This is a genomic window from Dyella sp. EPa41, assembly GCF_016586165.1.
Taxonomy (GTDB): Bacteria; Pseudomonadota; Gammaproteobacteria; order Xanthomonadales; family Rhodanobacteraceae; genus Dyella.
The window spans coordinates 1-22,769 of record NZ_BCPR01000075.1 but is presented as its reverse complement, the minus strand read 5'-3'; the positions used below and the strand labels follow the sequence as shown (position 1 = coordinate 22,769).

General features: G+C 65.1%; 21 protein-coding genes and 1 pseudogene. 11 read left to right on the top strand and 11 right to left on the bottom strand.

The genetic code is table 11. The features are described 5' to 3' along the window. Positions 1-237: pseudogene (locus JMF82_RS18330) on the top strand (beta-ketoacyl-ACP synthase I); the annotation flags it as partial. Positions 238-1,196: 959 nt separating this feature from the next. Continuing rightward, positions 1,197-1,985 carry an SEL1-like repeat protein gene (locus JMF82_RS18325; RefSeq protein WP_201315973.1) on the top strand — a complete coding sequence of 263 codons (789 nt, stop codon included), beginning with the start codon at positions 1,197-1,199 and terminating at the stop codon, positions 1,983-1,985. A 75-nt stretch (positions 1,986-2,060) separates the two neighbouring features. Here JMF82_RS18325 and JMF82_RS18320 read toward each other — a convergent pair whose 3' ends face one another. Then, positions 2,061-2,939, bottom strand: a complete 879-nt coding sequence (locus JMF82_RS18320; RefSeq protein ID WP_236585556.1) for a U32 family peptidase — start codon at positions 2,937-2,939, stop codon at positions 2,061-2,063. 13 nt (positions 2,940-2,952) lie between these two features. Beyond that, complete coding sequence (locus JMF82_RS18315; RefSeq protein WP_201315971.1) at positions 2,953-3,951, bottom strand: peptidase U32 family protein; 999 nt, start codon at positions 3,949-3,951, stop codon at positions 2,953-2,955. A gap of 131 nt (positions 3,952-4,082) precedes the next feature. On the opposite strand from JMF82_RS18315, the gene JMF82_RS18310 reads away from it, so the two are divergent. Continuing rightward, the gene (locus tag JMF82_RS18310) at positions 4,083-4,571 is read left to right on the top strand and encodes a DnrO protein (protein ID WP_201315970.1); all 489 of its coding nucleotides are present in this window, start codon (positions 4,083-4,085) and stop codon (positions 4,569-4,571) included. A gap of 42 nt (positions 4,572-4,613) precedes the next feature. Here the strand turns inward: JMF82_RS18310 and JMF82_RS18305 are convergent, their stop codons facing one another. Next, a complete protein-coding gene (locus JMF82_RS18305; protein WP_201315969.1) occupies positions 4,614-6,704 on the bottom strand; it encodes a TonB-dependent copper receptor in 2,091 nt (696 codons plus the stop codon). Between the two features lie 70 nt (positions 6,705-6,774). Continuing rightward, on the bottom strand, positions 6,775-7,098 hold the full coding sequence (locus tag JMF82_RS18300; RefSeq protein WP_201315968.1) for a DUF2946 family protein: 324 nt from the start codon (positions 7,096-7,098) through the stop codon (positions 6,775-6,777). 225 nt (positions 7,099-7,323) lie between these two features. Between JMF82_RS18300 and JMF82_RS18295 the strand changes: the two genes are divergently transcribed. After that, entirely contained in the window at positions 7,324-7,632 is a 309-nt protein-coding gene (locus JMF82_RS18295; protein ID WP_201315967.1) for a hypothetical protein, read from the top strand. A gap of 9 nt (positions 7,633-7,641) precedes the next feature. Here the strand turns inward: JMF82_RS18295 and JMF82_RS18290 are convergent, their stop codons facing one another. From JMF82_RS18290 to JMF82_RS18270, 5 genes are all read right to left on the bottom strand, one after another. Beyond that, positions 7,642-9,135 carry a UbiD family decarboxylase gene (locus JMF82_RS18290; RefSeq protein WP_201315966.1) on the bottom strand — a complete coding sequence of 498 codons (1,494 nt, stop codon included), beginning with the start codon at positions 9,133-9,135 and terminating at the stop codon, positions 7,642-7,644. Next, on the bottom strand, positions 9,132-9,956 hold the full coding sequence (locus JMF82_RS18285; protein WP_307837990.1) for a prephenate dehydrogenase: 825 nt from the start codon (positions 9,954-9,956) through the stop codon (positions 9,132-9,134). Before JMF82_RS18285 ends, JMF82_RS18290 begins: the two co-directional genes overlap by 4 nt. After that, positions 9,940-11,871 carry a pyridoxal-dependent decarboxylase gene (locus JMF82_RS18280; protein ID WP_201315964.1) on the bottom strand — a complete coding sequence of 644 codons (1,932 nt, stop codon included), beginning with the start codon at positions 11,869-11,871 and terminating at the stop codon, positions 9,940-9,942. The genes JMF82_RS18285 and JMF82_RS18280 overlap by 17 nt, the downstream gene beginning before the upstream one ends. A gap of 3 nt (positions 11,872-11,874) precedes the next feature. Next, complete coding sequence (locus JMF82_RS18275) at positions 11,875-12,279, bottom strand: SirB2 family protein (protein ID WP_201315963.1); 405 nt, start codon at positions 12,277-12,279, stop codon at positions 11,875-11,877. A 63-nt stretch (positions 12,280-12,342) separates the two neighbouring features. Continuing rightward, a complete protein-coding gene (locus tag JMF82_RS18270) occupies positions 12,343-14,619 on the bottom strand; it encodes a nitric-oxide reductase large subunit (RefSeq protein WP_201315962.1) in 2,277 nt (758 codons plus the stop codon). Between the two features lie 227 nt (positions 14,620-14,846). On the opposite strand from JMF82_RS18270, the gene JMF82_RS18265 reads away from it, so the two are divergent. Beyond that, positions 14,847-15,275, top strand: coding sequence for a hypothetical protein (locus JMF82_RS18265; protein WP_201315961.1), 429 nt, complete (start codon positions 14,847-14,849; stop codon positions 15,273-15,275). A gap of 23 nt (positions 15,276-15,298) precedes the next feature. Then, the gene (gene tpx, locus JMF82_RS18260) at positions 15,299-15,799 is read left to right on the top strand and encodes a thiol peroxidase (RefSeq protein WP_201315960.1); all 501 of its coding nucleotides are present in this window, start codon (positions 15,299-15,301) and stop codon (positions 15,797-15,799) included. A gap of 124 nt (positions 15,800-15,923) precedes the next feature. Here tpx and azu read toward each other — a convergent pair whose 3' ends face one another. Together azu and gap are read right to left on the bottom strand one after the other, a co-directional pair. Continuing rightward, positions 15,924-16,370, bottom strand: a complete 447-nt coding sequence (gene azu, locus JMF82_RS18255; protein ID WP_201315974.1) for an azurin — start codon at positions 16,368-16,370, stop codon at positions 15,924-15,926. A gap of 191 nt (positions 16,371-16,561) precedes the next feature. Next, positions 16,562-17,575 carry a type I glyceraldehyde-3-phosphate dehydrogenase gene (gene gap / locus JMF82_RS18250; protein ID WP_201315959.1) on the bottom strand — a complete coding sequence of 338 codons (1,014 nt, stop codon included), beginning with the start codon at positions 17,573-17,575 and terminating at the stop codon, positions 16,562-16,564. Positions 17,576-17,763: 188 nt separating this feature from the next. On the opposite strand from gap, the gene JMF82_RS18245 reads away from it, so the two are divergent. From JMF82_RS18245 to JMF82_RS18225, 5 genes are all read left to right on the top strand, one after another. Next, complete coding sequence (locus tag JMF82_RS18245) at positions 17,764-18,237, top strand: OsmC family protein (protein ID WP_201315958.1); 474 nt, start codon at positions 17,764-17,766, stop codon at positions 18,235-18,237. Positions 18,238-18,310: 73 nt separating this feature from the next. Next, complete coding sequence (locus JMF82_RS18240; RefSeq protein WP_201315957.1) at positions 18,311-19,120, top strand: S1/P1 nuclease; 810 nt, start codon at positions 18,311-18,313, stop codon at positions 19,118-19,120. 400 nt (positions 19,121-19,520) lie between these two features. Further along, the gene (pyk, locus tag JMF82_RS18235; protein WP_201315956.1) at positions 19,521-20,993 is read left to right on the top strand and encodes a pyruvate kinase; all 1,473 of its coding nucleotides are present in this window, start codon (positions 19,521-19,523) and stop codon (positions 20,991-20,993) included. An 83-nt stretch (positions 20,994-21,076) separates the two neighbouring features. Then, positions 21,077-21,526 (top strand): energy transducer TonB, encoded by a 450-nt coding sequence (locus JMF82_RS18230; protein ID WP_201315955.1) that lies wholly within the window; start codon positions 21,077-21,079, stop codon positions 21,524-21,526. Positions 21,527-21,669: 143 nt separating this feature from the next. After that, positions 21,670-22,677, top strand: coding sequence for a class I fructose-bisphosphate aldolase (locus JMF82_RS18225; RefSeq protein WP_201315954.1), 1,008 nt, complete (start codon positions 21,670-21,672; stop codon positions 22,675-22,677). The last annotated feature ends 92 nt before the right edge of the window (positions 22,678-22,769 follow it).

Here is a 22,769-nt window from a genome sequence, read left to right as displayed (position 1 = left end):
CCACCAAGGCACACGGGGCATGCGTTGGGCGCGGCCAGTGTGCACGAGGCGATCTTCAGCCTGCTGATGCTCAAGGGTGGCTTCATGGCCGGCTCGGCGCATATCGATCAGCTCGATGAGAAAGCGGAAGGCTTCCCGATATTGCGTGAGACGCGCGAAGCGGCCTTGCGCACGGTGATGTCCAACAGTTTCGGTTTCGGTGGCACCAACGCAAGTCTGGTATTTGCGAAGGTCTGATCGGAACCGAGGCCGCGGCTGGCTTCGCGCTGCGGTGTGAAGCGGCCGGGGCCTCGGGCTCCCTGCGATGCATGACGCCCGCTTGGGTGGCCTCGTGATGGCCGAGGGGTAGTTGAGAACAGCGGGGTCGCAAAGCGACCGCAGTCAGAATGGTCACTGGTGCCATCTTTGCCCCGTATGAACCGCAATGTCAGACGGTCGAGGTTACTTATCCTCGGGGCGTTGGACTTCCCCTCCGTTTTAACCTAGGGGAGCAATGCGTCCTTCCCGCACCCGAGAACAAGCCTAAGTACTACCGACATCCAAGGCGTATATGGATAGACGAGCGTTCGGGGAATGTTGGAGCCTCGAAGCGTCCAAGGCTGCCGTCGTATGGCATGGATCTCTTTTCCTGCTGTTTGTTTCTACGTTTGCTCAGGGTGCCCATGCGGCTCGCAGTTTTTCCGTAAGCACCATCTGATGCGCACAACAACATCATTGGGCAGCAGGCCGCGTTTTGTAATAACGTCACGATGCATGGTGGTGTCATTGATACCAATAACCCGTACCACATCACTATTGAAGGCGGGTGCGGAAACAATATGGTTCGTTGCAGCAACGTCTCCATCACCCAGCAGGAGGCATATGTCTGCAAAACAGTTGGCAACGAATACTCTGTGATGGTCACGTATTACCGGTCGGCGACAAATATGCCCATCGATGACGTGTGTTCAGCCTTGGTGTTTTGCGAATCAATAGAGCCAGACCTGGCCTACGGTTGGGGTTTTGAGTTTAGCCGTGGTTTTCAATGAGCGAGTTTTGATGACTCCAATCACGGGTCTGGTTCGGTGCTTGTGCCGATGGAGCACCGCGTTCGATGTCAGGCATGACAAGGTTTGGTAGGTCGGGAAGACTTGTTCTGGGCGGGAGCTCAAAGTGCTTGGTGCCTGGTGCAGGCGAGGCTTTGAAGAAGAATTGCGATGACGGAGCATCGAGGTGTTGCAATGCGTGGCGCAAAGGGCATTTTCTTCACACTGGGGTTGATCGCCATGACAGGTGCTCTTTCGACAAGGGCGGCGTCGGGTGCTTGGTTGGTGGAAATGAATCCCGGCGATCCCGACGCCGCGGATACTGCCGTGTTTCAGATCGATCGCAGCCTGGGCGAGGTAAGCAGAGCTTATTGCGCTCGTGGATTGGAGCGCTTCTTGCCTGGAAGTTATTACTACTGCGTGGGCAGACGCGAGCTGGCGAAAGGACGTTCGGCGGCCAGCGCGAATGCCCTTGAACAAGCGGCGCGTTGGGCCAGCAAGCAGGCGCAGTTCCTGCTCGGCGTTGGGTATTTCAAGGGCGACTTCGTGCCGTTGGATCGGGCACGCGGTCTGGCGTGGCTTACGCTGGCGGCCGAGCGCGGTGACGCGGTCTATCGGGCCGTCCTGAGTTCGGCCAGGGAGCATGCCTCTCCCGAGGAGCGCCTCCAGGCGGAGCATCTGCTCCTGGCCATGACGCCTGCCTACGGCGATGAGATGGCTGCGCGTCGTGCAGAACGGCGCTATCAGCGGGAGCGTAACGCCTTGACGCGTGGTGAAGTCTATGGCGCCATGGTCTGCATCGAAGGGCTCACCGTGGACCACATGACCAGCGGAGGTTGCCAGGCCCCGCAGCCCGTCTGGCTGGTTGCCCGAAAGGTGGACAACCATGCCGCGGAACTGTTTCAAGGTTGGAAGGGCCGTGTCACTGTCGGAGACCTGCGGCCGTTGCCGGAAAGATAGTCTTCAACGTTCGAGCAAGTACGGCACGGCGCTCGCCACGGCCGTTGGTGAAACCTGCAACACGGTCCGTAGCCATCAAGGCCGTTCGACCGATCGCATCCCCGCCGTGCCATGCCAATAGCCGTTGCGCGCGCCGATGCGTGGCGGTGGCGTGGCGGAGCGGCGGGCCAGGTCGAAGTGCGCCACGATGTCGTCCATGCCTTCCGCCTGCGGGTACAGGCGCAGCACATCCACGCCCAGCGCACGCAGGGTGGGCAGTTCGGGACCGAGATCGGTGATTTCCTCGCCCTGGATCTGGATGCCGTTGATGCGCAGGAAGGGGCGTCCCTCGCGCGTGGCCAGCGGCAGGCCATCGGGATAGTCGATGCAGCGGAAGCCGCATTGGTCTTTGGCTACATCCCATGCCCGGGCGGTGAAGCAACGTGCCGAGTAGGCGAGCGGCAGGCGTCCGAAAGCGATGACTTCTACCTCAGGCATCTCGCCGCCGTCTTCCAGCAAAGCACCGCGGAGTTCGTCGATCAGTACGGCGCCTTGTTCGACGCCGGGCACCCAGCGGCGCAAGCCGTCTTCCACCAGCATGGCCAACGCGCGATGGTTGTACACGTTGAGCGAGGGCCCCGCCACGAACGGCACGCCACGCGCGCGGCACAGCTGGACCGCGGAGAGGTCGTTCGCCTCGATCCATCCATGGCCCTGGTCGATGAGGCGCTGAAGTGCGCCCAGTTCGGATTCGGCCTCGATCAGCGCGAGCGACGACAGCACGACCTGCTTGCCGCTTTCCGCGAGCTCGTGGGCCAGCATGATCCAGTCCAGCGTGCGCAGTTCACGGCGTTTGCTGCATACCGTTTCGCCCAGGTAGATGATGTCCAGCGGCCACCTGGCGGCTTCGCGGTAGAACGCAAAGGTGCGCTCGCGCGGCCAGAAGTATTGCAGCGGGCCGAGGCTGAGTTTCATGGCGTGCATCGTGTCAGTGCCAATGGCGGTGATAGGGGCCGAGCGTGGTCTGGTGACCTTCGGCGTGCCTGGCGAGGGCTGTCTGCCATTCCGGTTGAGCCTGCCATCGCTCCGGTGCGGCGCGGTAGCGGTCCAAGGCTTCGCGCCAGGTGCGCGTCACCGATGCCACGTACGCCACGCCGCGCTGGCGCCCTTCGATCTTCAGCGCGGCCACGCCGGCGCTGGCCAGGCGTGGCAGCAATGGCAGCGTGTTGAGGCTGGTGGGTTCCTCCAGGGCGTGAAAGGTCTCGCCGCCCACCGCATAGCGGCCCTTGCACACGGTGGGATAGCCCGCCGGTTCGGAAGGATCGAAGCGATCGATCAAGACGCGGTTGAGCCGCACGCTGCGTCCGCCGTCGTCGTGCTCTTCCCAGCGCACGAAGCTGGCCGGCGAGCAGACGCCATGGCGGTTCGGCGAGGCGCCGGTGACATAGCTGGACAGCTGGCAACGTCCCTCGACCATGATGCAGAGGCTGCCGAAGGCAAACACTTCCAGCGGCACGGGCGCCTGTTCGCACAGGCGTTCCACCTGTTGCACCGACAGCACGCGGGGCAGCACGGCACGGCTGATGCCGAAGCGCTCGTACATGTAGCGCAACGCCGGTGCGGTGGTCGCCGAGCCCTGCACGGACAGGTGCCGGGCGAGCCCCGGATAGTGGCGCGCGGCGTAGTCGAGCACCGCCATCTCGGCGGCGATGATGGCGTCGCTTCCCAGCGAAGCAGCCTTGTCCACCGCCGCGTGCCAATGCGAAAGACGCACGCTGTCCGGGTAGGTATTGAGCGCAAGGTAGACCTTGCGTTGGCGCGTGTGCGCATAGGCGATGCCTTGCCGCAACTCCTCGTCGTTGAAGTTGAGGCCGGGGAAGGCCCGTGCGTTGGTCTGGTCGCGCAAGCCGACATAGACCGCATCCGCGCCGGCATCCACCGCCGCTTTCAGGGCCGGCAGGTTGCCGGCGGGACAGACCAGTTGCATGCAGACCTCGACACCCGGGACATCGGGCTGCATCCTGATTGTCGCGGGCCAGGGCGTCGCTGACATGCGTCAGGGGAGATGCCGATGCCCAAGCCTATGCTCGGCATCACTTCGACACAGGAGTCACCCGCATGTCCAAATCGCGAATGGCGCTGTTGCTGTGCAGTGCCCTGGCATTCGCCGGCCCGGTATGCGCCGCCCCCCAGCATGATCATGCGGCGCACGCCGCTTTCGACGGCACGCAGGTGCCGGTGCCCTCTCCACGATGGGTGGCCGACGAGCCGCTGCGTGACGGCATGGGGCGCATCCACCAGGCGCTCGATGAGCTTCGCCACCACGAGATGGGCCATATGAGCGACGCGATGGCGCAGGATCGCGCAGGCCTGATCCTGGATGCCGGCGCCTACCTCTTCGCGCACTGCAAGCTGAAGCCGCAGCAGGATGCCGTGCTGCACGGCATGCTGGTGCCGCTGCTGTCGGCGACGCAGAAGCTCAAGGATCAACCGCAGGATGTGGCCGAAGTGGCGGCCATGCGCAAGGCAGTGGCCGGCTATCCGCGCTACTTCGACGATCCGGCCTGGACGGCGGATGCCCCCTCCGGACACTCGCACCAGGAGTAGCCAAGGCCACGGAGGACGGCATGCGCCGCCCTCCGTGGCAGCTCAGTACTTCACGTCCAGTTTCAGCCAGAAGGTGCGGCCCGGTTCGTTCACCCTCACCGTGTTGACGTAGCCCACCAGGCCCGCGCTCGCGGCGTTGACGTGCTCGGCGTAGGTCTTGTCGAACAGGTTGTCGACGCCCGCGCTCAAGGTTGTCCGGCGATCGATGCGATAGCCGCCATTGAGCGAGAACACACCGAAGCCGGCGCTGGGCCCCAGGTCCTGGCCGACGATATTGCCTTCACCCACTGCCACGCGATGTTGTGCGGCGGCCAGACGCCACAAGCCACCGACCGACCACACGCCGGTGTCGTAGGTCAGGCCGAAGCGCGCCTCGAGCGGCGGCATCTGCGGCAGGGGACGATGCTCGGTGCGATTCTCGCCCCAGGTCCATGCCAGCGTCGCGTCGGCCTTCCAGCGTTCGCCGAGGCTGTAGACCAGCCCGGCTTCGGCACCGGCGATGCGGGCATCGACATTGCGTGCCTTGCTTGCGCTCATGCCCGAGCCGTAGTCCATCAGGATGAAGTCGCTCACCACGCCCGCGTAGCCGGAGACCCAGGCCTTGAGCTTGCTGTCGTGGTACTGCAGGCCAATATCCAGCTGGGTGGTCTTCTCCGGCTTGAGTTGCTCGAAGCTGCGGAGCGTCTTGTCGGCGTGGCCACCGAACAGCTCCCAATAATCGGGAAAGCGTTCCACGTGGCCGACGCCCGCGTAAAAGGTGGCGGGCGACGCGGCCAGGTCGCGCTCGTAGCGGACGAAGCCCGAGGGGAGTGTCTGCGATCGGCTGGCGTCAGTGGCATGGCGGGCGGGCACCATGCCGCCCATGCCCGGCATCGAGTTGCTGTCGGGAAGGTCGTAGCCACGCGTCTGCGCACGATCGACGCGAGCACCGGCCATCCAGCGTTCGCGTTCAGCCACATTCCAGTTGAGTTCGCCGAACGCGCCCAGCATATCTATGCGCGCGTCGCGCACGCGTGGCTGGGTGTGGTAGTCCGGCAACATGCCGCCCGCGGGGCCACCCATGCGGCTGGTGTGCACGCTGGAGGAACCGTCGATGCCGGCCTGCAGCTTCCACGCCTCGCTCCAGTCGAAGCTGCCGACGACGCGACCGCCGACCGTCTTGCGGTCCACGTCGCTGGCCATCGCCATCGGCATCATGCTCGACGGATCGGGCTGGCGCAGCGTGTAGTTGTCCATCACGTGGTCGGCGTAGTTGTAATAGAGCTGCGCCTCGATGTGGCTGAACACGGCATTGGGGCGATCATGCTCGATCTTCAGGCCCATGCTCTCGCGCAGGAACTGCGCGCCATCCATCCCGCTGAAAGCGTAGGCGGCCTGGCCATCGCCCTTGCCGGCGGACAGTTCGACACGCGTGTCGTCGTCCGGCGTCCAGCCCACGGCGGCATCGGCATTCCAGCGGTCCCACGACGAATGCACGCGGTTGCCGTCGCCGTCCTCGTAGTCCTGGGCGTGCGTGTGGTTCGCGCTGACATTCATGTAGACGTCCGGCGTACCGGTGCGAACGTCGATCATCTGGTCGTTGCGGCCGGCCGAGCCGCCGAGCAGGCTGCCCTCCAGCGAGGCATCGGCCTTGGTGTAGCGCTTGAAGTCTCGCTCGAACAGCACGGTGCCGGCGGAGTTGCCCGGCCCATGCAGCACGGTCTGCGGACCCTTGATCACCGTGACGCGGTCGTACAGCTGCGGCGAGATATAGGCGGTTGGTGGATCCATGCGCGAAGGGCAGCCACCACCGATCTGGCCGCCATCGACCAGCAGGTTGAGCCGCGAACCTGCCATGCCGCGCAGCATCGGGTCGCCGTTGCTGCCGCCTTTGCGGATGGTCGAGAAGCCCGGGATGCTCTTGAGGAAATCCGCGCCATCGCTGGCGGGTACGGGTTGGCGCGGGGCCTTGGGATCGGTCACCACGGTCAGGGGACTTTCCTGCATCGGCGCGGTGACCACGATGGCGGGAAAGGTCAGGACCGCGTCAGTCGCCCCTGTGGGCGACGTCACGGCATACAAGGCAAACGCAATGAGGCAGGGGAGCGGCCGCGCCTTGATGGGCGCGCCTTCCCGGGAGAAAAGTTCAGGCATGGAGATATTCCGTTATCGCAGGCAACAGGACGGCTCGCGGCTGTGAGCCGCAAGAGCGACGTGACGGGTTTCAGTGCTGCGGGATAACGGGTGGGCCGCGTGGCGCGGCGGCCAGCACGGAAGGTTCCGCGCCGAGTGGTGCGCTGTAGGAAAGGGGCAAGCCCGCCGGAAGCGGATGGACGGTTGCCGGCACGTAAGCGGCCAGCAGCACCGGTTGGTGGCTGAGCAGGCCGCAATAGCCGCACTTCTCCATCGAGGAGGGGTGGGGCGCGAGAGGCGGCGCATGGTCGTGGTGACCATCGCAGTCCATTCCCATCGCCATGGCGGGCATGTCGACAACGACTACGGCTTGCGAAACCACCGGCGCCACGATGGCAAGCCAGATGGCCATCATGGCCAGCCAGGCTATCCATGGATGTGTTCGCGGGCGTATCACTCAAATCCTTGTAGGGTGTCGCGAGTTTTTGCGTAGCGATTGCATCATCCCATGCGCGAGATCACCGCATATGTGGCATGCCGTCGCGGCGTGTCACGTTCGAAGGCGGGTGTCTGATGGACGTCAGGGAGTGAAGGCGCCGCGTGGCACAGGATGGCGCATCGGCAACGAGGACCCCATCTGATGATCGACTATATCCAGGCCTGGCAATGCATCGGCTGCGGCAAGATCGAGGCGCCGCAGCCCTGTATCGGCGTATGCCGCGATCGCAAGATACTCATGGTGGGCAAGGACGATTACGAACGCGCGCAAGGCGAAATCGAAGCGTTGCGTGCCCAGCTTGCAAAGGCGCACGCGATGCTGCAGCGCTTTGGCCTCGCCAGGCCGCATGAAGGGCAGTGGGAGCGTTCGTGGACGGCGCTGCAGGCGCAGTTGCGCGAGGTGCTGGCCGTGCTGGACGCGCCCGGACAAGCGCCGCCGAAGACCTCTTGATGCGAAGGGCTATGGCACGACGCCGCCAGCCACGGGCGTCGCCTTCAGCGAAGACCACAGGGCATCGACGCGACGCTCCACCGCTTCGTCGGACACGATCGGTGGGCTCCAAGCGCGCGTGGTCTCGGCGGGCCACTTGTTGGTCGCGTCGATGCCAAGCTTCGAGCCGATGCCGGCCACCGGGCTGGCGAAGTCGAGATAATCGATCGGCGTGTTCTCCACCAGCATGGCATCGCGCGCGGGATCGACCCGCGTGGCAATGGCCCACAACACCTGCGACCAGTCACGCACGTCGATGTCCTCGTCGGTGACGATCACGAATTTGGTGTAGGTGAACTGCCGCAAGTACGACCACACGCCCATCATCACGCGCCTTGCATGCCCCGCGTACTGCTTGTGGATGCTCACCACCGCGATGCGATACGAACAGGCCTCGGGCGGCAGGTAGAAATCGACGATCTCGGGAAACACTTTCTGCAGGATCGGCACGAACACGTCGTTCAAGGCCATCGCCATCACCGAAGGTTCGTCATGCGGCGCGCGACCCATGTAGCTGCCGTGGTAGATCGCATCTCGCCTCAGGTGCATGCGCTCGACGGTGAATACCGGGAAATGGTCCTGGGCGTTGTAGTAGCCCGTGTGATCGCCGAAGGGTCCCTCCAGGGCGGTGTCCCGCGGATGGATGAAACCTTCCAGCAGGATCTCGGCACCGGCCGGCGCATCCAGGCCCGTCAGCGTGCTGTGCCAGGTACGAGTGCGCTGGCCGCGCAGCAGCCCGGCGAACTCGAACTCGGAGAGCGTGTCCGGCACCGGCGCCACGGCGGCGAGCATGGTCGCAGGATCGGCGCCGATGGCCACCAGTAATGGGAACGGCTGTTCGGGATGTTCTGCCTGCCAGTCCGCGTAGTCGAGCGCGCCGCCGCGATGCGGCAGCCAGCGCATGATCACGCGGTTGGCGCCGATGACCTGCTGGCGATAGACCGCCACGTTCTGGCGAGGCTGGCGCGTGCCGCGCGTGATCACCAGCCCGAAGGTGATCAGCTTGCCCGCATCCCCGGGCCAGCATCGCTGGATCGGCAGTCGCGCGAGGTCGATGTCGGTGCCACGCAGGGTTTCGTGGTGGAACGACGCATCGTGGACGCGTCGCGGCGCCACGTGGGCAAGCTGGGCGAGTTCCGGCCAACTGGCCAGCGCCTGGCGCAGGCTGGAAGGCCAGCGCGGTTCCTTGATCGACGCCAGCAGTCGGCCCAGTTCGCGCAATGAGGCGAGAGGGCGCCCGGCGAGCGCCAGTTCGATGCGGCGCCGATGGCCGAACAGATTGCCGAGCAATGCATGGCTGGAGCCACGCGGTTGTTCCATCAGCAGCGCCGGCCCTTGCTCGCGCAACGCGCGAAGGCTGAGCGCGGTGGACTCCAACTGGGGATCGACGGGCGCGGAGATGCGCAGGAGCTGGCGTTCGCGTTCGAGCTGATCGAGGAAGCTGCGCAGATCGTGGTGGCTCATGAGGGCGGTTGGGTCATGTCCGGGATCGACAGCGCGGCACCTTCCACGTCCGACAGTCGGCGATGGATCGTGCCGAGATGCTCGATCAGGGCGGCGCGCGCTTCGGCGGCATACGGGTTTTCGCGCTGGATGGCGGCAAAGAGGTGGCCGGCATCGCCACGCACGGCGGCCAGCATATTGGCGAGGCCGAGGAAGGACGGTGGCGCCATCGACAGGTCCTCGCCGATGCCCATGTCCACCAGGGCCTTGGCGATGAAGAACGCCAGCGCATGGGTTTCGGCCATGGCGCGATCGTGGCTGGCGGCGTCGCGTTCGATGACCTCGCAGCCCAGGGATTCGAGCAGTGCGCGCGTGCGACGAGCCGCATCGGGATGCAGCGTGCTGGCGCAAAGCACGGTACGCAGCGGGCGTTCGTTGCGGGCGAGGCTGAGTGGCCCGAACAGCGGATGGGTGCCGGCGTGCTCGATGTCCGCGCCCAGAATCTCGTCCATCAGGCGACAGGGCTGCTCTTTCACGCTGCCTACGTCGATGACCGTGTGTTCCCGGCGGAGCAGGGGCTTGAGCTCATGCAGCACGGGCCCGATCGCAGGGACGGGCATGGCCAGCACGACCCACTGTGCATCGCGAACCGCTTCCGCGAGGGACGCGCGTTTCAAGGCAGCAGGCACGGCCGCGTGCGGATCGAATACGGCCACCGTATGTCCCGCCTCATGCAAAAGATCGGCGAAGGCCTGGCCGAAACGGCCGTAGCCGAGCAGCGCAATGGTCATCTGGCGTGCCTCATGCGGTGGGATAAGGCCGCTACTATGCCGCGTCCGCACGGGTCAGCGCGTGTATCTGGGCGCCAAGGAAGGCGAAGTAGCGCTCGATGTAGCTGCTGCCGTGCTGTGCATCGAGCAGGTAGGGGTTCATCAACGTGTGGCGCAGTAGCATCAGTCGACCCGAGTCCTGCCCTGGTGCCAGGGTGCCGGCGTCGAGGCCGAGCGCGGCGAGGATGCGCGCCGTGTCGGATGCACCCAGTCGCTCGGGCTGAAGGCTGGTCATCGACCCGAAGAATTCCTTCGTCTGCAGCGGGCGGGACGGATCGCAGCGGAGTGCGTCGTGCAATCGCTGCACGAACGCATTGGCGTGAGCCACCCGTGCATTGCCCCACGGGTTGATGGCAAGGCAGACCAGGTTGCTGTCCGGCTCGAACGGCACCAGCACATGGGCGTGCCCCACCATGGTGGCGGCGAACTTCCGTGCGGCGGCATGGAAGGCTTCGGCGGCGTGGATGGTCGCACCGGTCAGACGCCCGAAATGCGCGTGTTCCAGCGGCAAGACCTGGTGTGCGACATAGGCCGCCGCCGCCGAGGCTCCCGGCTTGGAGCCTTCGGGTATGAACTGGCCGAGGCTGCGGTAGCGCGTCATGTAATCGGTCGGCGCATGGCCGTTGAACACGTAGTCGGCCTGTTCCACCAGTAAGGCCATGGCGCGATGGTCGCGACACACGAAGGCGCCGGTGCCGTAGGGCAGGTAGCCGAGCTTGTGTGGGTCGACGGTGACCGAATCCGTGTCGCCCAGCGCCGCAAAGGCGGCGTGCACCTCGCGCGTGGGAAAATGCGTGAAATCGACAGCGACTTCCTGGCGGGGGCGAAGCGAGCCGTCGGCCCGGCGGAACAGCGTGGCGAGATAGCCACCCCATGCCGCGTCGACATGCACCGCGAAATCGATGCCTTGCTTGCGCGACTGCCTGCGTGCGGCGAGGACGTCGTGGACCGGGTCGATGGTGCCGTACTCGGTGCTGCCCAGCACGGCCACGCACATCAGCACGGGTTGGCGCGCCTGGGCGCAATGATCGAGCGCGACATGCAGGGCGTCGGCGTCCAGGCGCATGCCCTTGGTCGGCAGCAAGCGGAGCTGATCGCGGCCCAGGCCAAGCAACTTCAGGCCCTTGCTCCAGGAGTAATGCGCCGTGATAGGCGCCATCACCAGCGGAGGTTGCAACTGCGGATGCGCCGCAAAGAACGCGGGCAAGCCCCGCTGCTCGATGCGTTCGGCCTCGACCCGCGCCTGCCATGCCCTCGCTGTGTCGGCGCGCTGCGTGCCGAGCCAGCGTTGCCAGGCTTCCAGCAAGGCTATGACTTCGTCCTGTCGCAGGTTGAAGGCGTGCCAGTCGTCGTCGGGAAGGCCGAGGTCGGGTACGCGTGCCGTGCGCAGCGCCACCGGGAATGCCTTCAGCGCGAGGGCAAGCCGCAACGCCTGGTAGTTCGCCAGCGTGCCGCCCGAGGTGAGATGGCCAAATGCGCATTCAGGGCGCGAGGGATCGTTGGGATAGCCCAGCATGCGCGCCAGTTGCAGGCCGACCTTCACCTCCAGCTCCACGGTGACCGGGGCCGCGTCTTCGCAGACGTTGTTCGGGTTGTAGGGCAGGGCAAGCATGTGCGCGGCCAGGCCCGGCAGCAGCAGGTCGGAGGCCATGTGGCCGATGTAGCGCGGGCTATGGAACGGCACCGACTTCTTGAGCGACGCCGAGAGCAGATGCAGCTCGCGCCGCGTGCGTGCCTCGAACGCGAGATAGTCCGGATGATGGGCTGCGGCGGTGGCGATGGCCGGCGGGTCTTCGGGGTGGAAATTGCGACGCCAATAGACATGGTCGCGGAGGAACTCCACCATCAACTTTTCGAGCAGTGTGTCGTTCTCGCCGTAAGGCCCCAGAAAACAGGCATCCAGCACGTGATCGTGTGAAAAGGTCATGGATCAGGTGAGCCAGAGATGGAGCCAACCCAGCGGATGGTGGGCCCGGGCGATACCGATGATGGTGATATAGGTCAGCACGGCCGCGGCGTAACTGAGGCGGCGTGCGCCAGGTGAACCGGAGCGGCGCATCGCCAGCACGCCCAATGTCACGTAGGTGAGTACCAGCACCAGCTTGGTGGTCAGCCAGCCGTTGGCGAACATGCCATGCGGCAGGATGGTGAGCAGCATCATCGCGGCGGTGAGCAGGGTGGTGTCGATGGCGTAGCTGAGCCAGCGCCATGGCGCCCGATGCGCGAGGCCTTCGCGGCCGACCTGCACCAGCAGGCCACGCAGGGTGAACAGCGTGCCGCTCGCGATGATGCACGCGATGTGCAGCCATTTGATCTGGGGATAGAACTCGAGCATGGGGCCTTGATATCCGCGGTTGGCGCAGGCGAGGGGCGTGCCGCTCGGCACGCCCCGGGGCTTTCATCGACTGTCGCGCAGCGCCTGCGTGCTCGCGACGGGCTTGCGTCCGGTAGCCAGCCACAGCGAAGCGACGAATACCGAAACCAGCGCCGCACCGACCGCGAATAGGCTGTCCCCCGGCACGCGCAACCACACCAGCAGATGCACCAGTGGCGTATCCAGCACCGCGGCCGAGCGCGCGAACCAGTAGCCGTGTTCGAGCGCGGCGTGCAGCTGGATCAGGCCCAGCGGCAACAGGGTGAACAGTGCCATCATGGCCAAGCCGATGTTGAGCAGCCAGAACGCGGCACGCAGCCAGCCTTCGCGCCACTCCGCATCCGGCTTGATGCCGCGCAGGCAGAACAGCATCAGGCCAAGACCCAGCATGCCGTACACGCCGAACAACGCCGTGTGGCCGTGCAGCGGCGTGAGGTTGAGGCCTTGCATGTAGTACAACGCGATCGGCGTGTTCACCAGGAAGCCGAACATGCCGGCGCCCACCAGGTTCCAGAAACTCACCGCCACGAAGAACATGATTGGCCAGCGATAGCGTGCCATCCACGGTGCGGAGTGCTGCTTGCGCCAGGTGTCATACGCTTCCATGCCGATCAGCGCGAGCGGCACCACTTCCAGCGCCGAGAAGCTGGCGCCGAGCGCGATCACCGCGGTGGTGGTGCCGGTGAAGTACAGGTGGTGCAGCGTGCCCAACACGCCGCCGGCCATGAACACGATGGTGGCGAACAGTACGTTGGTGGTGGCACTGCGCGCGCGCAGCAGGCCGAGGCGGACGAACAGGTAGCTGATCACCGCGGTGGCGAATACTTCGAAGAAGCCTTCCACCCACAGGTGCACCACCCACCAGCGCCAGTATTCGACCATCGCGATGTGCGTGTGCTCGCCCCACATCAGCCCCGCGCCGTAGAGCAGGCCGATCGCCACGGTGGAGAGGAACAGCAGGCCCACGATGGACGAGGTGTCGTCCTTGCGCTTGATCGCCGGCCACAATCCACGGCCCACCAGGAACAGCCACAGCATCAGTCCAATGAACAGGAATATCTGCCAGAAACGGCCGAGGTCCACATATTCCCAGCCCTGGTGGCCGAACCAGAAGTTGTACTTCAGGCCCATCTTGTCCATCACCGCGAACCACTGGCCGGCGAACGAGCCCACCACGATGACAAGCAGGCACACCCACAGGAAGTTCACGCCAAGGCGCTGGAACTTCGGTTCGAAGCCGCCGATCACCGGCGCGATGTAAAGCCCGGTGCCCAGCCAGGCGGTGGCGATCCAGAGCACGGCCAGTTCCGTGTGCCAGGTGCGCGTGAGGCTGTAGGGCAACACGTTGGCCAGCGCATAGCCGTACACGTCCTGGCCCTCCACCTGGTAGTGAGCTGTGGTGGCGCCGAGCAGGATCTGCACCAGGAACAGCGCCATCACCACCCAGAAGTACTTGGCGGTGGCCTTCATCGAGGGCGTGGCCTTGAAGTCGGCCAGCGGATCGCGTGCGGGCGGTTGCGCCGGCGCTTCGTTGTGGTTCTGCACGGTGTGGTACCAGGCCAGCAAGCCGATGCCGCAGATCAGGAAGATCACGCTGAACACCGACCACATCAGGGCCGATGGCGCAGGCGTGTTGCCGACCAGCGGATCGTATGGCCAGTTCTGCGTGTAACTGATGGTGTTGCCGGGGCGTTCCGCGGCGGCGGCCCAGCTGGTCCACCAGAAGAACGCGGTGAGCACGCGGCGGTGTTCCATCTCGCCCACGGTGTTGTCGCGCATGGCATACGCCTTGCGCAGCTGCGCCGTCGCCGGATCGTTGCTGAACAGGCTGTCGTAGTGCGCGCCGACCGTGGCCATCGCCTGCGCGCGAAGGTTGGAGACGGTGATGGTCCCCTTGTCGGCATCGTAGGTGTTGTGGCGAAGCTCCTGTTGCACGCGCGCCGTCAGCGCGGCTTGGCGACCGGCATCCAGCGTGCTGAACGAAGCGGCGCCTTCGTCCTTGGCGAGCAGTTCGAGCATGGCGTCGGCTTCGCGATGCAGCCAATCCGCGCTCCAGTCCGGCGCCACCAGCGCGCCGTGTCCCCAGATGGTGCCGAGTTGTTGGCCGCCGATGCTCTGCCATACCTGGCGGCCTTCGTCGACATCGGCGCCGGAATACAAGGTCTGGCCATCCGTGGTAACCACGGCTTGGGGTAGCGGTGGCGCCTGCTGGTGCACTTCGCCACCGATCCACAGCAGCACGCCAAAAGAAACCAGCAACAAGGCGGTGAGCCAACACCATAGTTTTCGTGTACTGCCCATAACGCATCTCCCTGAACGTTGCGGAGATGCTCTGGGTGCCCTCGGGCTGGGGCGATGACGCAAGTCAAAGCATTTTCAAGCGGTCCACGACGAAATGCCGCGCGGCGTTTGGCCGTCCGAAGACCAACGATGGAAAGCTCCCGCGCGTATCTTCCTTGATCCGGGTCAGGGAGTTCCGGTGCGGTCCAGTGGCCTCATGTCGACGGACACGCGGAGACGACGCCGGCATGTGGTACCCCCTCTTGTTGTTGCTGCATCTTTCCTGCGCCATCGTGTTCGCCGGCGGGGTCGCCTTTGAAGTGGTGATCCTCGATGCGCTGCACCGGACGTTCGACCGCGCCACGATGGAACGCATTGAGCGGGTGGTGATGCAGCGCGCTCGCCGTGTCATGCCATGGATCGTGGGGACCCTCTATGCGAGCGGCGTCGCGATGTTCACCGTCCGCTGCGCCGGCTTCCGATGCCTGCAGACCCATTTCGGGTGGCTGCTGCTGGCCAAGGTGGCCCTGGCGCTGGCGGTGCTCACGGTTTTCGTCAAGGCGGTGCGGGCACGCGGGGGGATACTCGACCCCTGCCGGTTCCGGCGCACCCACCGCATCGTGCTGGTGCTCATGGCAGGCATCGTCTTTCTGGCCAAGGCCATGTTCTACTTGTAGGCCCTGTCCAACGAGGTGTCCCCATGTCCCAGGTAACGCTCAAGGGCCAGCCGGTCCAGGTCGACGGTCATTTTCCCGCCAAGGGCGAGCACGCGCCGGCGTTCTCGCTGGTGGGCAAGGATCTTGCCGACGTGACGCTCGCCAGCTTCGCCGGCAAGCGCAAGGTGCTCAACATCTTCCCCAGCATCGATACGCCCACCTGCGCCACCTCCGTGCGCCGCTTCAACGAGAAGGCCAGCCAGCTCGACAACGCCGTGGTGCTGTGCATTTCCGCCGATCTGCCCTTCGCCCAGGCTCGTTTCTGCGGCGCGGAAGGCCTCAGCAATGTGGTGACCTTGTCCACCTTGCGCGGCCACGACTTCCTGAAGCACTACGGTGTCGCCATCGCCTCCGGGCCACTGGCGGGCCTGGCGGCGCGTGCCGTGGTGGTGCTCGATACCCACGACCAGGTGGTTCACAGCGAGCTGGTGGGCGAGATCGCGCACGAGCCGAACTACGATTCGGCGCTGGCCGCGTTGGGCTGAGTTCCCCGGCACCGGAAACGGGCAAAGGGCCGGAGATGATCCGGCCCTTTGCGTTGGGGCGCCGGGCATGAAAAAGCAGCCAGCCGAAGCTGGCTGCTCCCCGGCCCACCGGGGCTCACGCTGGTTACTTGCTCAGCGACAAGCTGCCCTTCATCAGGGCCGCATGACCCGGGAAGGTGCAGAAGTAGGCATAGGTTTCGCCGGCCTTGAGCTTGGCCACCGGCACGGTCACGGTGTCGGATTCGCCGCCGCCCACCAGCTTGGTGTGGGCGATGACGCGGGTGTCGTCAGCCTTGACGTAGTTCTGGTCGGCGCCGGCCTTCATGCCGTCGGCGATGATGCCCGCTTCGTCCGCCGAGTGGCCCAGCACCCAGTTGTGGCCCATGGAAGCCTTGGGCAGTTTGCCGGTGTGCTTGAGCGTGACGGCGAATTGCTTGCAGGTCTTGGGAACCTCGATGCTCTTTTGGTTGAACTGCATGGCATCGTTACCCTCGATGGTGGTGCTGCAGTCGGCAGCCCACAGGGGCGCGGCGAACAGGCCGAGCAGGGCGAGGGCAAAGGTCTTGCGGATCATGGGGACATCTCCGTCGTGAAAGTCAGAAAAGACGCGACGATAATGATTCGCGATTGATCCGCCCGGCTTTGACTTGGATCAGGCCGATGCGTGTATCGCACGCATCGCGACATTGCACCGCATGCGTTTGCGGAAACAAAAAAAGGGCCGGATGAACCGGCCCTTTTTCATGGTACGTGGCGTTGGACTTACTTCGCCGCCATCAGCGCGACGGTCATGTCGAGCATGCGGTTGGAGAAGCCCCACTCGTTGTCGTACCACGACAGCACCTTCACCAGCGTGCCTTCCATGACGCGGGTCTGGGTCGCGTCGTAGGTGGAAGAGGCCGGGTTGTGGTTGAAGTCGATCGACACCAGCGGCTGCGTGTTGACGGCCAGGATGCCCTTCAGCGGGCCGTTGGCGGCTTCGCTGATGACCTGGTCGATCTCTTCCTTGGTGGTCGGACGCGAGGCGTCGAAGGTGAGGTCGACGACCGACACGTTGATGGTCGGCACGCGCATGGCGAAACCGTCCAGCTTGCCGTTGAGTTCCGGCAGCACCAGGCCCACCGCGGCGGCGGCGCCGGTCTTGGTCGGGATCTGCGAGTGCGTGGCCGAACGGGCGCGACGCAGGTCGGAGTGGTAGACGTCCGTCAGCACCTGGTCGTTGGTGTAGGCGTGGATGGTCGTCATCAGGCCGCGCTGGATGCCGATCTTCTCGTGCAGCACCTTGGCCAGCGGAGCGAGGCAGTTGGTGGTGCACGACGCGTTGGAGATCACTTCCAGCTTGGAGGTGAGCTTGTCGGTGTTGACGCCGATGACGAAGGTGCCATCCACGTCCTTGTCGCCCGGGGCGGAGATGATCACCTTCTTGGCGCCGGCGGCGAGGTGCGCGCTGGCCTTGGCCTTGGAGGTGAACAGGCCGGTGCACTCGAGCACCACGTCCACGCCCAGGGCGCCCCAGGGCAGCTTGGACGGGTCACGTTCGGCGCACACCTTGATGCGGTCGCCGTTGACGATCAGATCGCCGCCGTCCACCGACACGGTGCCCGGGAATTTGCCGTGCGCGGTGTCGTACTGGGTCAGGTGCGCGTTGGTCTCGGCGTTGCCGAGGTCGTTGATCGCAACGATCTGGATCTCGTTGGTGCGACCGGCTTCGTACAATGCGCGCAGAATGTTGCGGCCGATGCGACCGTAACCGTTGATGGCGACCTTGATGGCCATGTGACAGCATCCTCCGGAGTGAGGTGACGGAATTGGCGGCTGTGGGACCGCCGTAAAACCGTCATTTTAGCCTGAACCGGGGTGTTGCCTCATCCCGGGGCCGGATGGGTCGCGGCCGGGCTGTTCAGGAACGGCCAAAGGCGCTTCAATCAGCCCTTTGGCCCGAGCGTCGGGCCAGGGAGAGTTTCATGAGCGAGACAGCGCAGACGTTTGGCATCACGCTGGAGCAGGTATCGGACTACGAGTTCAAGGTCCGCTTCGACGAGACCGCCATTCCCGACCTGACCACCGACGAGACATCGCCGCTGGGTCGCGATGCCGGCCCCAACCCTTCCCGCCTGCTGGCCGCCGCGGTGGCCAACTGCCTGAGCGCCAGCCTGCTGTTCGCCCTGCGCAAATACAAGAACACGCCGGGCCGGCTGGGCGCCAAGGCGAAGGCGACGCTCGCGCGCAATGAGCACGGGCGCTGGCGCATCACCCACATCGGTGTCGACCTGCAGTTGTCGGACAAGGCCGAGTTGCTGGAGCACCTCGACCGCGTGTTGGCGCAGTTCGAGGATTTCTGCATCGTGACCCAGAGCGTGCGCCAGGGCATCAAGGTGGACGTGAGCGTCCATGATGGCGATGGCCGTTCGCTGGAAGTACCGAACGCCGGCGTGTGAGCCAGCCTGGCCTCGGCCTGTCATCTGGCTGTGGCAGACTTCGCGGTTCCTTATGCCCACGAGCCGCCGTCACATGCTGTTTCCACGTCATTCCACCGTTGCCGCACTCCTTTGTCTTGTCCTGGCTCCCGGCGTCCACGCCTGGGGCCAACTGGGTCATGGCGTCGTGGCCGACCTGGCGCAGCGTCATCTGAGTCCGGCGGCCGAGGCCGAGGTGGAGCGCCTGCTGGCGCCGGAGAACACGAAGTCGTTGGCGGACATCGCCAGCTGGCCTGACGAGATCCGCAACGATCCCTCCAAGGACGCGCTGTGGAAGCAGACCCGCGCGCTGCACTATGTCGATTTCACGCACGGCGACTGCGACTACACGCCGCCGCGCGATTGCAGGGATGGCCAGTGCGTGGTCGGCGGCATCGATCATTACGAGCGGATTCTCGCGGACAAATCGCAGCCTGACGCCGCGCGCCTGGAAGCCCTGAAGTTCGTCGTGCACTTCATCGGCGACGAACACCAGCCGCTGCACGGCGGTTCGCGCGACGACAAGGGCGGCAATGCCTATCAGGTCCAGTTCCAGGACAAGGGCACCAACCTGCATAGCGTGTGGGATTCGGGCCTGCTCAAGACGCGGGGCCTCGACTACAAGGCCTACGCGGACGAGCTGGAATCGCGCGGCACGGTGATCCTGCCCAGGCCCATCGCCCCGTTCGACAACGCTTATGCGCAATGGGCGGAGGAGTCCTGCCAGATCTCCCGCGACATCTACCCCGACGGCCACAAGATCGACCAGGCGTATGTGGACAAGGAACTGCCCGTGGCGGAACTGCGTCTGCGCGAAGCCGGGCGCCGCCTGGCCGAAGTGCTGAACCTGGCGTTGTCGCGCTGATTCTGCGTCTGCCCGGCGTCGCATCAGGGCCCGCACCGCGCGGGCCTTTTTTTGGTCAAAAGATCAGCAAAGCCGAAAGAGTTTGTTGCGTTGCGCAATACGCATCGCGCAGGCTTTGCGCATGCCCGGGCGGAGTGAAGCAGGCTTTGCGGGACGCGGGGACCCTGGCTTCAGAGTGGCCTCGCATTTTGCGTGCCATGGCACCAGTATTTGGCCGTCCGAATGCCAGTTGACCAGACCAGTGTCACGAGCTGGACGCATTCTTCATGGTCTTTGCGTAATACCACTGGTCGCCGGTGGTCCGCATGCCACAAGCAGTCCACTTGCATACCGTGGACAGCAGGAGAAAAGCCTGTGCGAACCCTCTGGCAGATCGATCCAATTCTGCTAGCGTGGATGCATGACTACCGAATCTACGTTGCGTCGCACAAAAATTGTTGCCACCCTCGGTCCCGCGACCGATGCGCCTGGCATGCTCGAGAAAATCATTGCCGAAGGCGTCGATGTGGTTCGCCTGAACCTCTCGCACGGCCAGCCGGACGACCACCGCGCGCGTGCTGTCGCCGTCCGCGATGCGGCGACCAGGCTCGGTCGCGAGGTTGGCGTGCTGGCGGATCTTCAGGGTCCCAAGATCCGCGTCGAAAAGTTTGCCCATGGTCCGGTGGAGCTTCGTGTGGGCGATAGCTTCGTGCTGGACTGCAGCCCCGGTGCGCCGCTTGGCGACGCCACCCGCGTCGGCGTGAGCTACTACGACCTGCCGAAGGACGTGTCCGCGGGTGACGTGCTGCTGCTGGACGATGGCCTGGTCGCGCTGACGGTTGAATCCGTCGTCGGCGCGGAGATCCGCTGCCGCGTGCTGATTGGCGGCAAGCTGTCCGATCGCAAGGGCCTCAATCGCCAGGGTGGTGGCCTCTCGGTGTCCGCGCTCTCGGACAAGGACAAGGCTGACATCAAGCTCGCCGCCGAGATCGGCTGCGACTTCCTCGCCGTGTCCTTCGTGCGCTCGGCCGCCGACATGAACGAGGCGCGCCGCCTGCTGGAAGAAGCCGGCGGCAAGGCTTCGCTGGTGGCGAAGATCGAGCGCGCCGACGCGATTCCGGTGCTGGGTGAAATCATCGACGCCTCGGACGTGGTGATGGTCGCACGCGGCGACCTGGGCGTGGAAATCGGCGATGCCGAACTGCCCGGCCTGCAGAAAAAGATCATCCGCGAGTCGGTGCAGCGCAATCGCGCCGTGATCACCGCCACGCAGATGCTGCAGTCGATGGTGCGCTCGCCGATCCCCACCCGCGCCGAAGTGATGGACGTGGCGAACGCCGTGATCGACGGCACCGATGCCGTGATGCTGTCCGAGGAATCAGCGGCCGGCGCGCATCCGGACAAGGCCGTGGCCGCGCTGCGCCGCATCTGCCTCGGCGCCGAACGCCAGTTCGAGCCGAAGGAAGACCCGGCCACGCAGGGGCATCACCTGGACCGCACCGACCAGGCCATTGCGCTCGCCGCGATGGTGCTGGCCAGCCAGCTCGGCGTGCGCGCGATCGTTGCGTTGACCGAGTCGGGCGCCACCGCGCAGTGGTTGTCGCGTTACCGCAGCGCGGTGCCCATCTATGCATTGTCGCCGTTCGACGATGCGCGCCGCCGCATGTCGATCCTGCGCGACGTGCAGGCCGTGAAGTTCACCCACGTGTCGCAGACGCCGGCCGGCTCCGCGCGCGATGCGGTGCGCCAGCTGTTCGCCGAAGGCAAGCTGTCCGAAGGCGACCGCGTGGTGCTCACGCACGGCGACCACATCGGCCAGGGCGGCGGTACCAATACGCTCAAGCTGCTCTCGGTGGGCGCCGAGGGCGTGGTGGAGTGCTTGCGCGACCTGTAAGCATGGCATCGACGTCGGTCTGTCCGCCTTGGGGCTAGAATCCGGGCCGACGTCCCCACCCATCCATGCGCAGGAGGTTTTCCATGAACATGAAGTCGCGTCGCCGCGTCCAGGCGATTTCGCTGGCCCTTGCCATGGGCTTGGCGGCACCGCTGCTTGCCCAGTCGCAGGCACGCATGGTGGGTCCGGATCGCATCCAGTCGTACTGGATCATGCTCAACACCAAGGTGGATGCCGACGTGCCCAACAGCGGCTCCAACATGGACAAGCCCGGTTGCGTGGCGGTGACCTACATGATCGGCTCCGATGGCGTGCCGCAGAACGTCAACGTGGTCAAGGTGGTGCCGCAGAGCGATCTCGGCGCCGTGGCCAAGAGCGTGGCGGGCAACTTCCGCTACGGGCCTTCGCTCACCAACAAGACGCACGAGCCGGTCAACACGTATTTCATCGTGCCGTTCAACCTGCCGGAGGATGCTGCGCAGCGGCAATCCATCGTCAACGCGTGCAAGCTGCCGGGCTACAACCAGGCCTGATCCTTGCCGCCATGGCCGTTCAGGGGCGCTCAGGGCCCCTCGCGGCCAGATGCCATATACTTGCGGGCCTTTAAGCCTAGCCGCCCCCTTGCAGGGCGGCTTCCACCTTGTGCGGCCCACACCGCCTAAGTACCGGAGTTGTCATGAGCATCGAAGATCTCGAAAGCGTTGCCCTCGCTATGGTTGCGCCCGGCAAGGGCATCATCGCCATCGACGAGTCGACCAACACCATCAAGAAGCGTTTCGAGGCCGTCGGCATCGACAACACCGAAGAGAACCGCCGTGCCTATCGCGAGCTGCTGCTCACCACGCCGGGCCTCAACGAGCACATCTCCGGCGCGATCCTGTACGACGAAACCATTCGCCAGTCGACCAAGGACGGCGTGCCGTTCACCACGGTCATGAAGAAGAACGGCATCATCCCGGGCATCAAGGTCGACAAGGGCCCGGTGCCGCTGGCCGGGTTCCCGGGCGACGTGGTGACCGAAGGCCTCGACGGCCTGCGCGAGCGCCTGCAGGAATACGTGAAGCTGGGCGCCCAGTTCGCCAAGTGGCGCGCCGTGATCAACATTTCCGAGGACAACCCGTCCTCCACCGCGATCGAAGCCAACTGCCACGCGCTGGCCCGCTACGCGGCGCTGTGCCAGGAAGCCGGCCTGGTGCCGATGGTCGAGCCGGAAGTGATCATGGACGGCGACCACAGCATCGAAGTCAGCTACGAAGTGCACGAAGCCGTGCTGCGCAGCCTGTTCAACGCGCTGTACGAGCAGAACGTGATGCTGGAAGGCACCATCCTGAAGGTCAGCATGGTCATTCCGGGCAAGGATGCGGACGAGCAGGCCGAGGTCGAGGAAGTCGCCGAAGCCACCGTGCGCGTGCTCAAGACCACCGTGCCGGCCACCCTGCCGGGCATCGTGTTCCTCTCCGGTGGCCAGACCGACGAGCAGTCGACCGCGCACCTCAATGCGATGAACCGCATGGGCCCGCACCCGTGGCCGCTGTCGTTCTCCTATGGCCGCGCCATGCAGCAGGCCGCGCTGAAGCTGTGGGCCAAGGACATGAAGGCCAACTACGCCGACGCGCAGAAGACCGTCCACGCCCGCGCGAAGGACAACGGCCTCGCCGCACTGGGTCAGTGGAGCGGCAAGTAAGCCGATGATGTAATGCCCCTCTCCCTCCGGGAGAGGGCGTGGGGAGAGGGTGTGGGCTTGTCGTTGCCCCTGGCTATTGCGCTCCGCTCGCA

Bases quoted from the DNA above. Each gene is read 5' to 3' on its own strand.
- JMF82_RS18325 (WP_201315973.1), top strand. From the start codon at position 1,197: ATGACGGAGCATCGAGGTGTTGCAATGCGTGGCGCAAAGGGCATTTTC.
- JMF82_RS18320 (WP_236585556.1), bottom strand. From the start codon at position 2,939: ATGAAACTCAGCCTCGGCCCGCTGCAATACTTCTGGCCGCGCGAGCGC.
- JMF82_RS18315 (WP_201315971.1), bottom strand. From the start codon at position 3,951: ATGCAACTGGTCTGTCCCGCCGGCAACCTGCCGGCCCTGAAAGCGGCG.
- JMF82_RS18310 (WP_201315970.1), top strand. From the start codon at position 4,083: ATGTCCAAATCGCGAATGGCGCTGTTGCTGTGCAGTGCCCTGGCATTC.
- JMF82_RS18305 (WP_201315969.1), bottom strand. From the start codon at position 6,704: ATGCCTGAACTTTTCTCCCGGGAAGGCGCGCCCATCAAGGCGCGGCCG.
- JMF82_RS18300 (WP_201315968.1), bottom strand. From the start codon at position 7,098: ATGATGGCCATCTGGCTTGCCATCGTGGCGCCGGTGGTTTCGCAAGCC.
- JMF82_RS18295 (WP_201315967.1), top strand. From the start codon at position 7,324: ATGATCGACTATATCCAGGCCTGGCAATGCATCGGCTGCGGCAAGATC.
- JMF82_RS18290 (WP_201315966.1), bottom strand. From the start codon at position 9,135: ATGAGCCACCACGATCTGCGCAGCTTCCTCGATCAGCTCGAACGCGAA.
- JMF82_RS18280 (WP_201315964.1), bottom strand. From the start codon at position 11,871: ATGACCTTTTCACACGATCACGTGCTGGATGCCTGTTTTCTGGGGCCT.
- JMF82_RS18275 (WP_201315963.1), bottom strand. From the start codon at position 12,279: ATGCTCGAGTTCTATCCCCAGATCAAATGGCTGCACATCGCGTGCATC.
- JMF82_RS18270 (WP_201315962.1), bottom strand. From the start codon at position 14,619: ATGGGCAGTACACGAAAACTATGGTGTTGGCTCACCGCCTTGTTGCTG.
- JMF82_RS18265 (WP_201315961.1), top strand. From the start codon at position 14,847: ATGTGGTACCCCCTCTTGTTGTTGCTGCATCTTTCCTGCGCCATCGTG.
- tpx (WP_201315960.1), top strand. From the start codon at position 15,299: ATGTCCCAGGTAACGCTCAAGGGCCAGCCGGTCCAGGTCGACGGTCAT.
- gap (WP_201315959.1), bottom strand. From the start codon at position 17,575: ATGGCCATCAAGGTCGCCATCAACGGTTACGGTCGCATCGGCCGCAAC.
- JMF82_RS18245 (WP_201315958.1), top strand. From the start codon at position 17,764: ATGAGCGAGACAGCGCAGACGTTTGGCATCACGCTGGAGCAGGTATCG.
- JMF82_RS18240 (WP_201315957.1), top strand. From the start codon at position 18,311: ATGCTGTTTCCACGTCATTCCACCGTTGCCGCACTCCTTTGTCTTGTC.
- pyk (WP_201315956.1), top strand. From the start codon at position 19,521: ATGACTACCGAATCTACGTTGCGTCGCACAAAAATTGTTGCCACCCTC.
- JMF82_RS18230 (WP_201315955.1), top strand. From the start codon at position 21,077: ATGAACATGAAGTCGCGTCGCCGCGTCCAGGCGATTTCGCTGGCCCTT.
- JMF82_RS18225 (WP_201315954.1), top strand. From the start codon at position 21,670: ATGAGCATCGAAGATCTCGAAAGCGTTGCCCTCGCTATGGTTGCGCCC.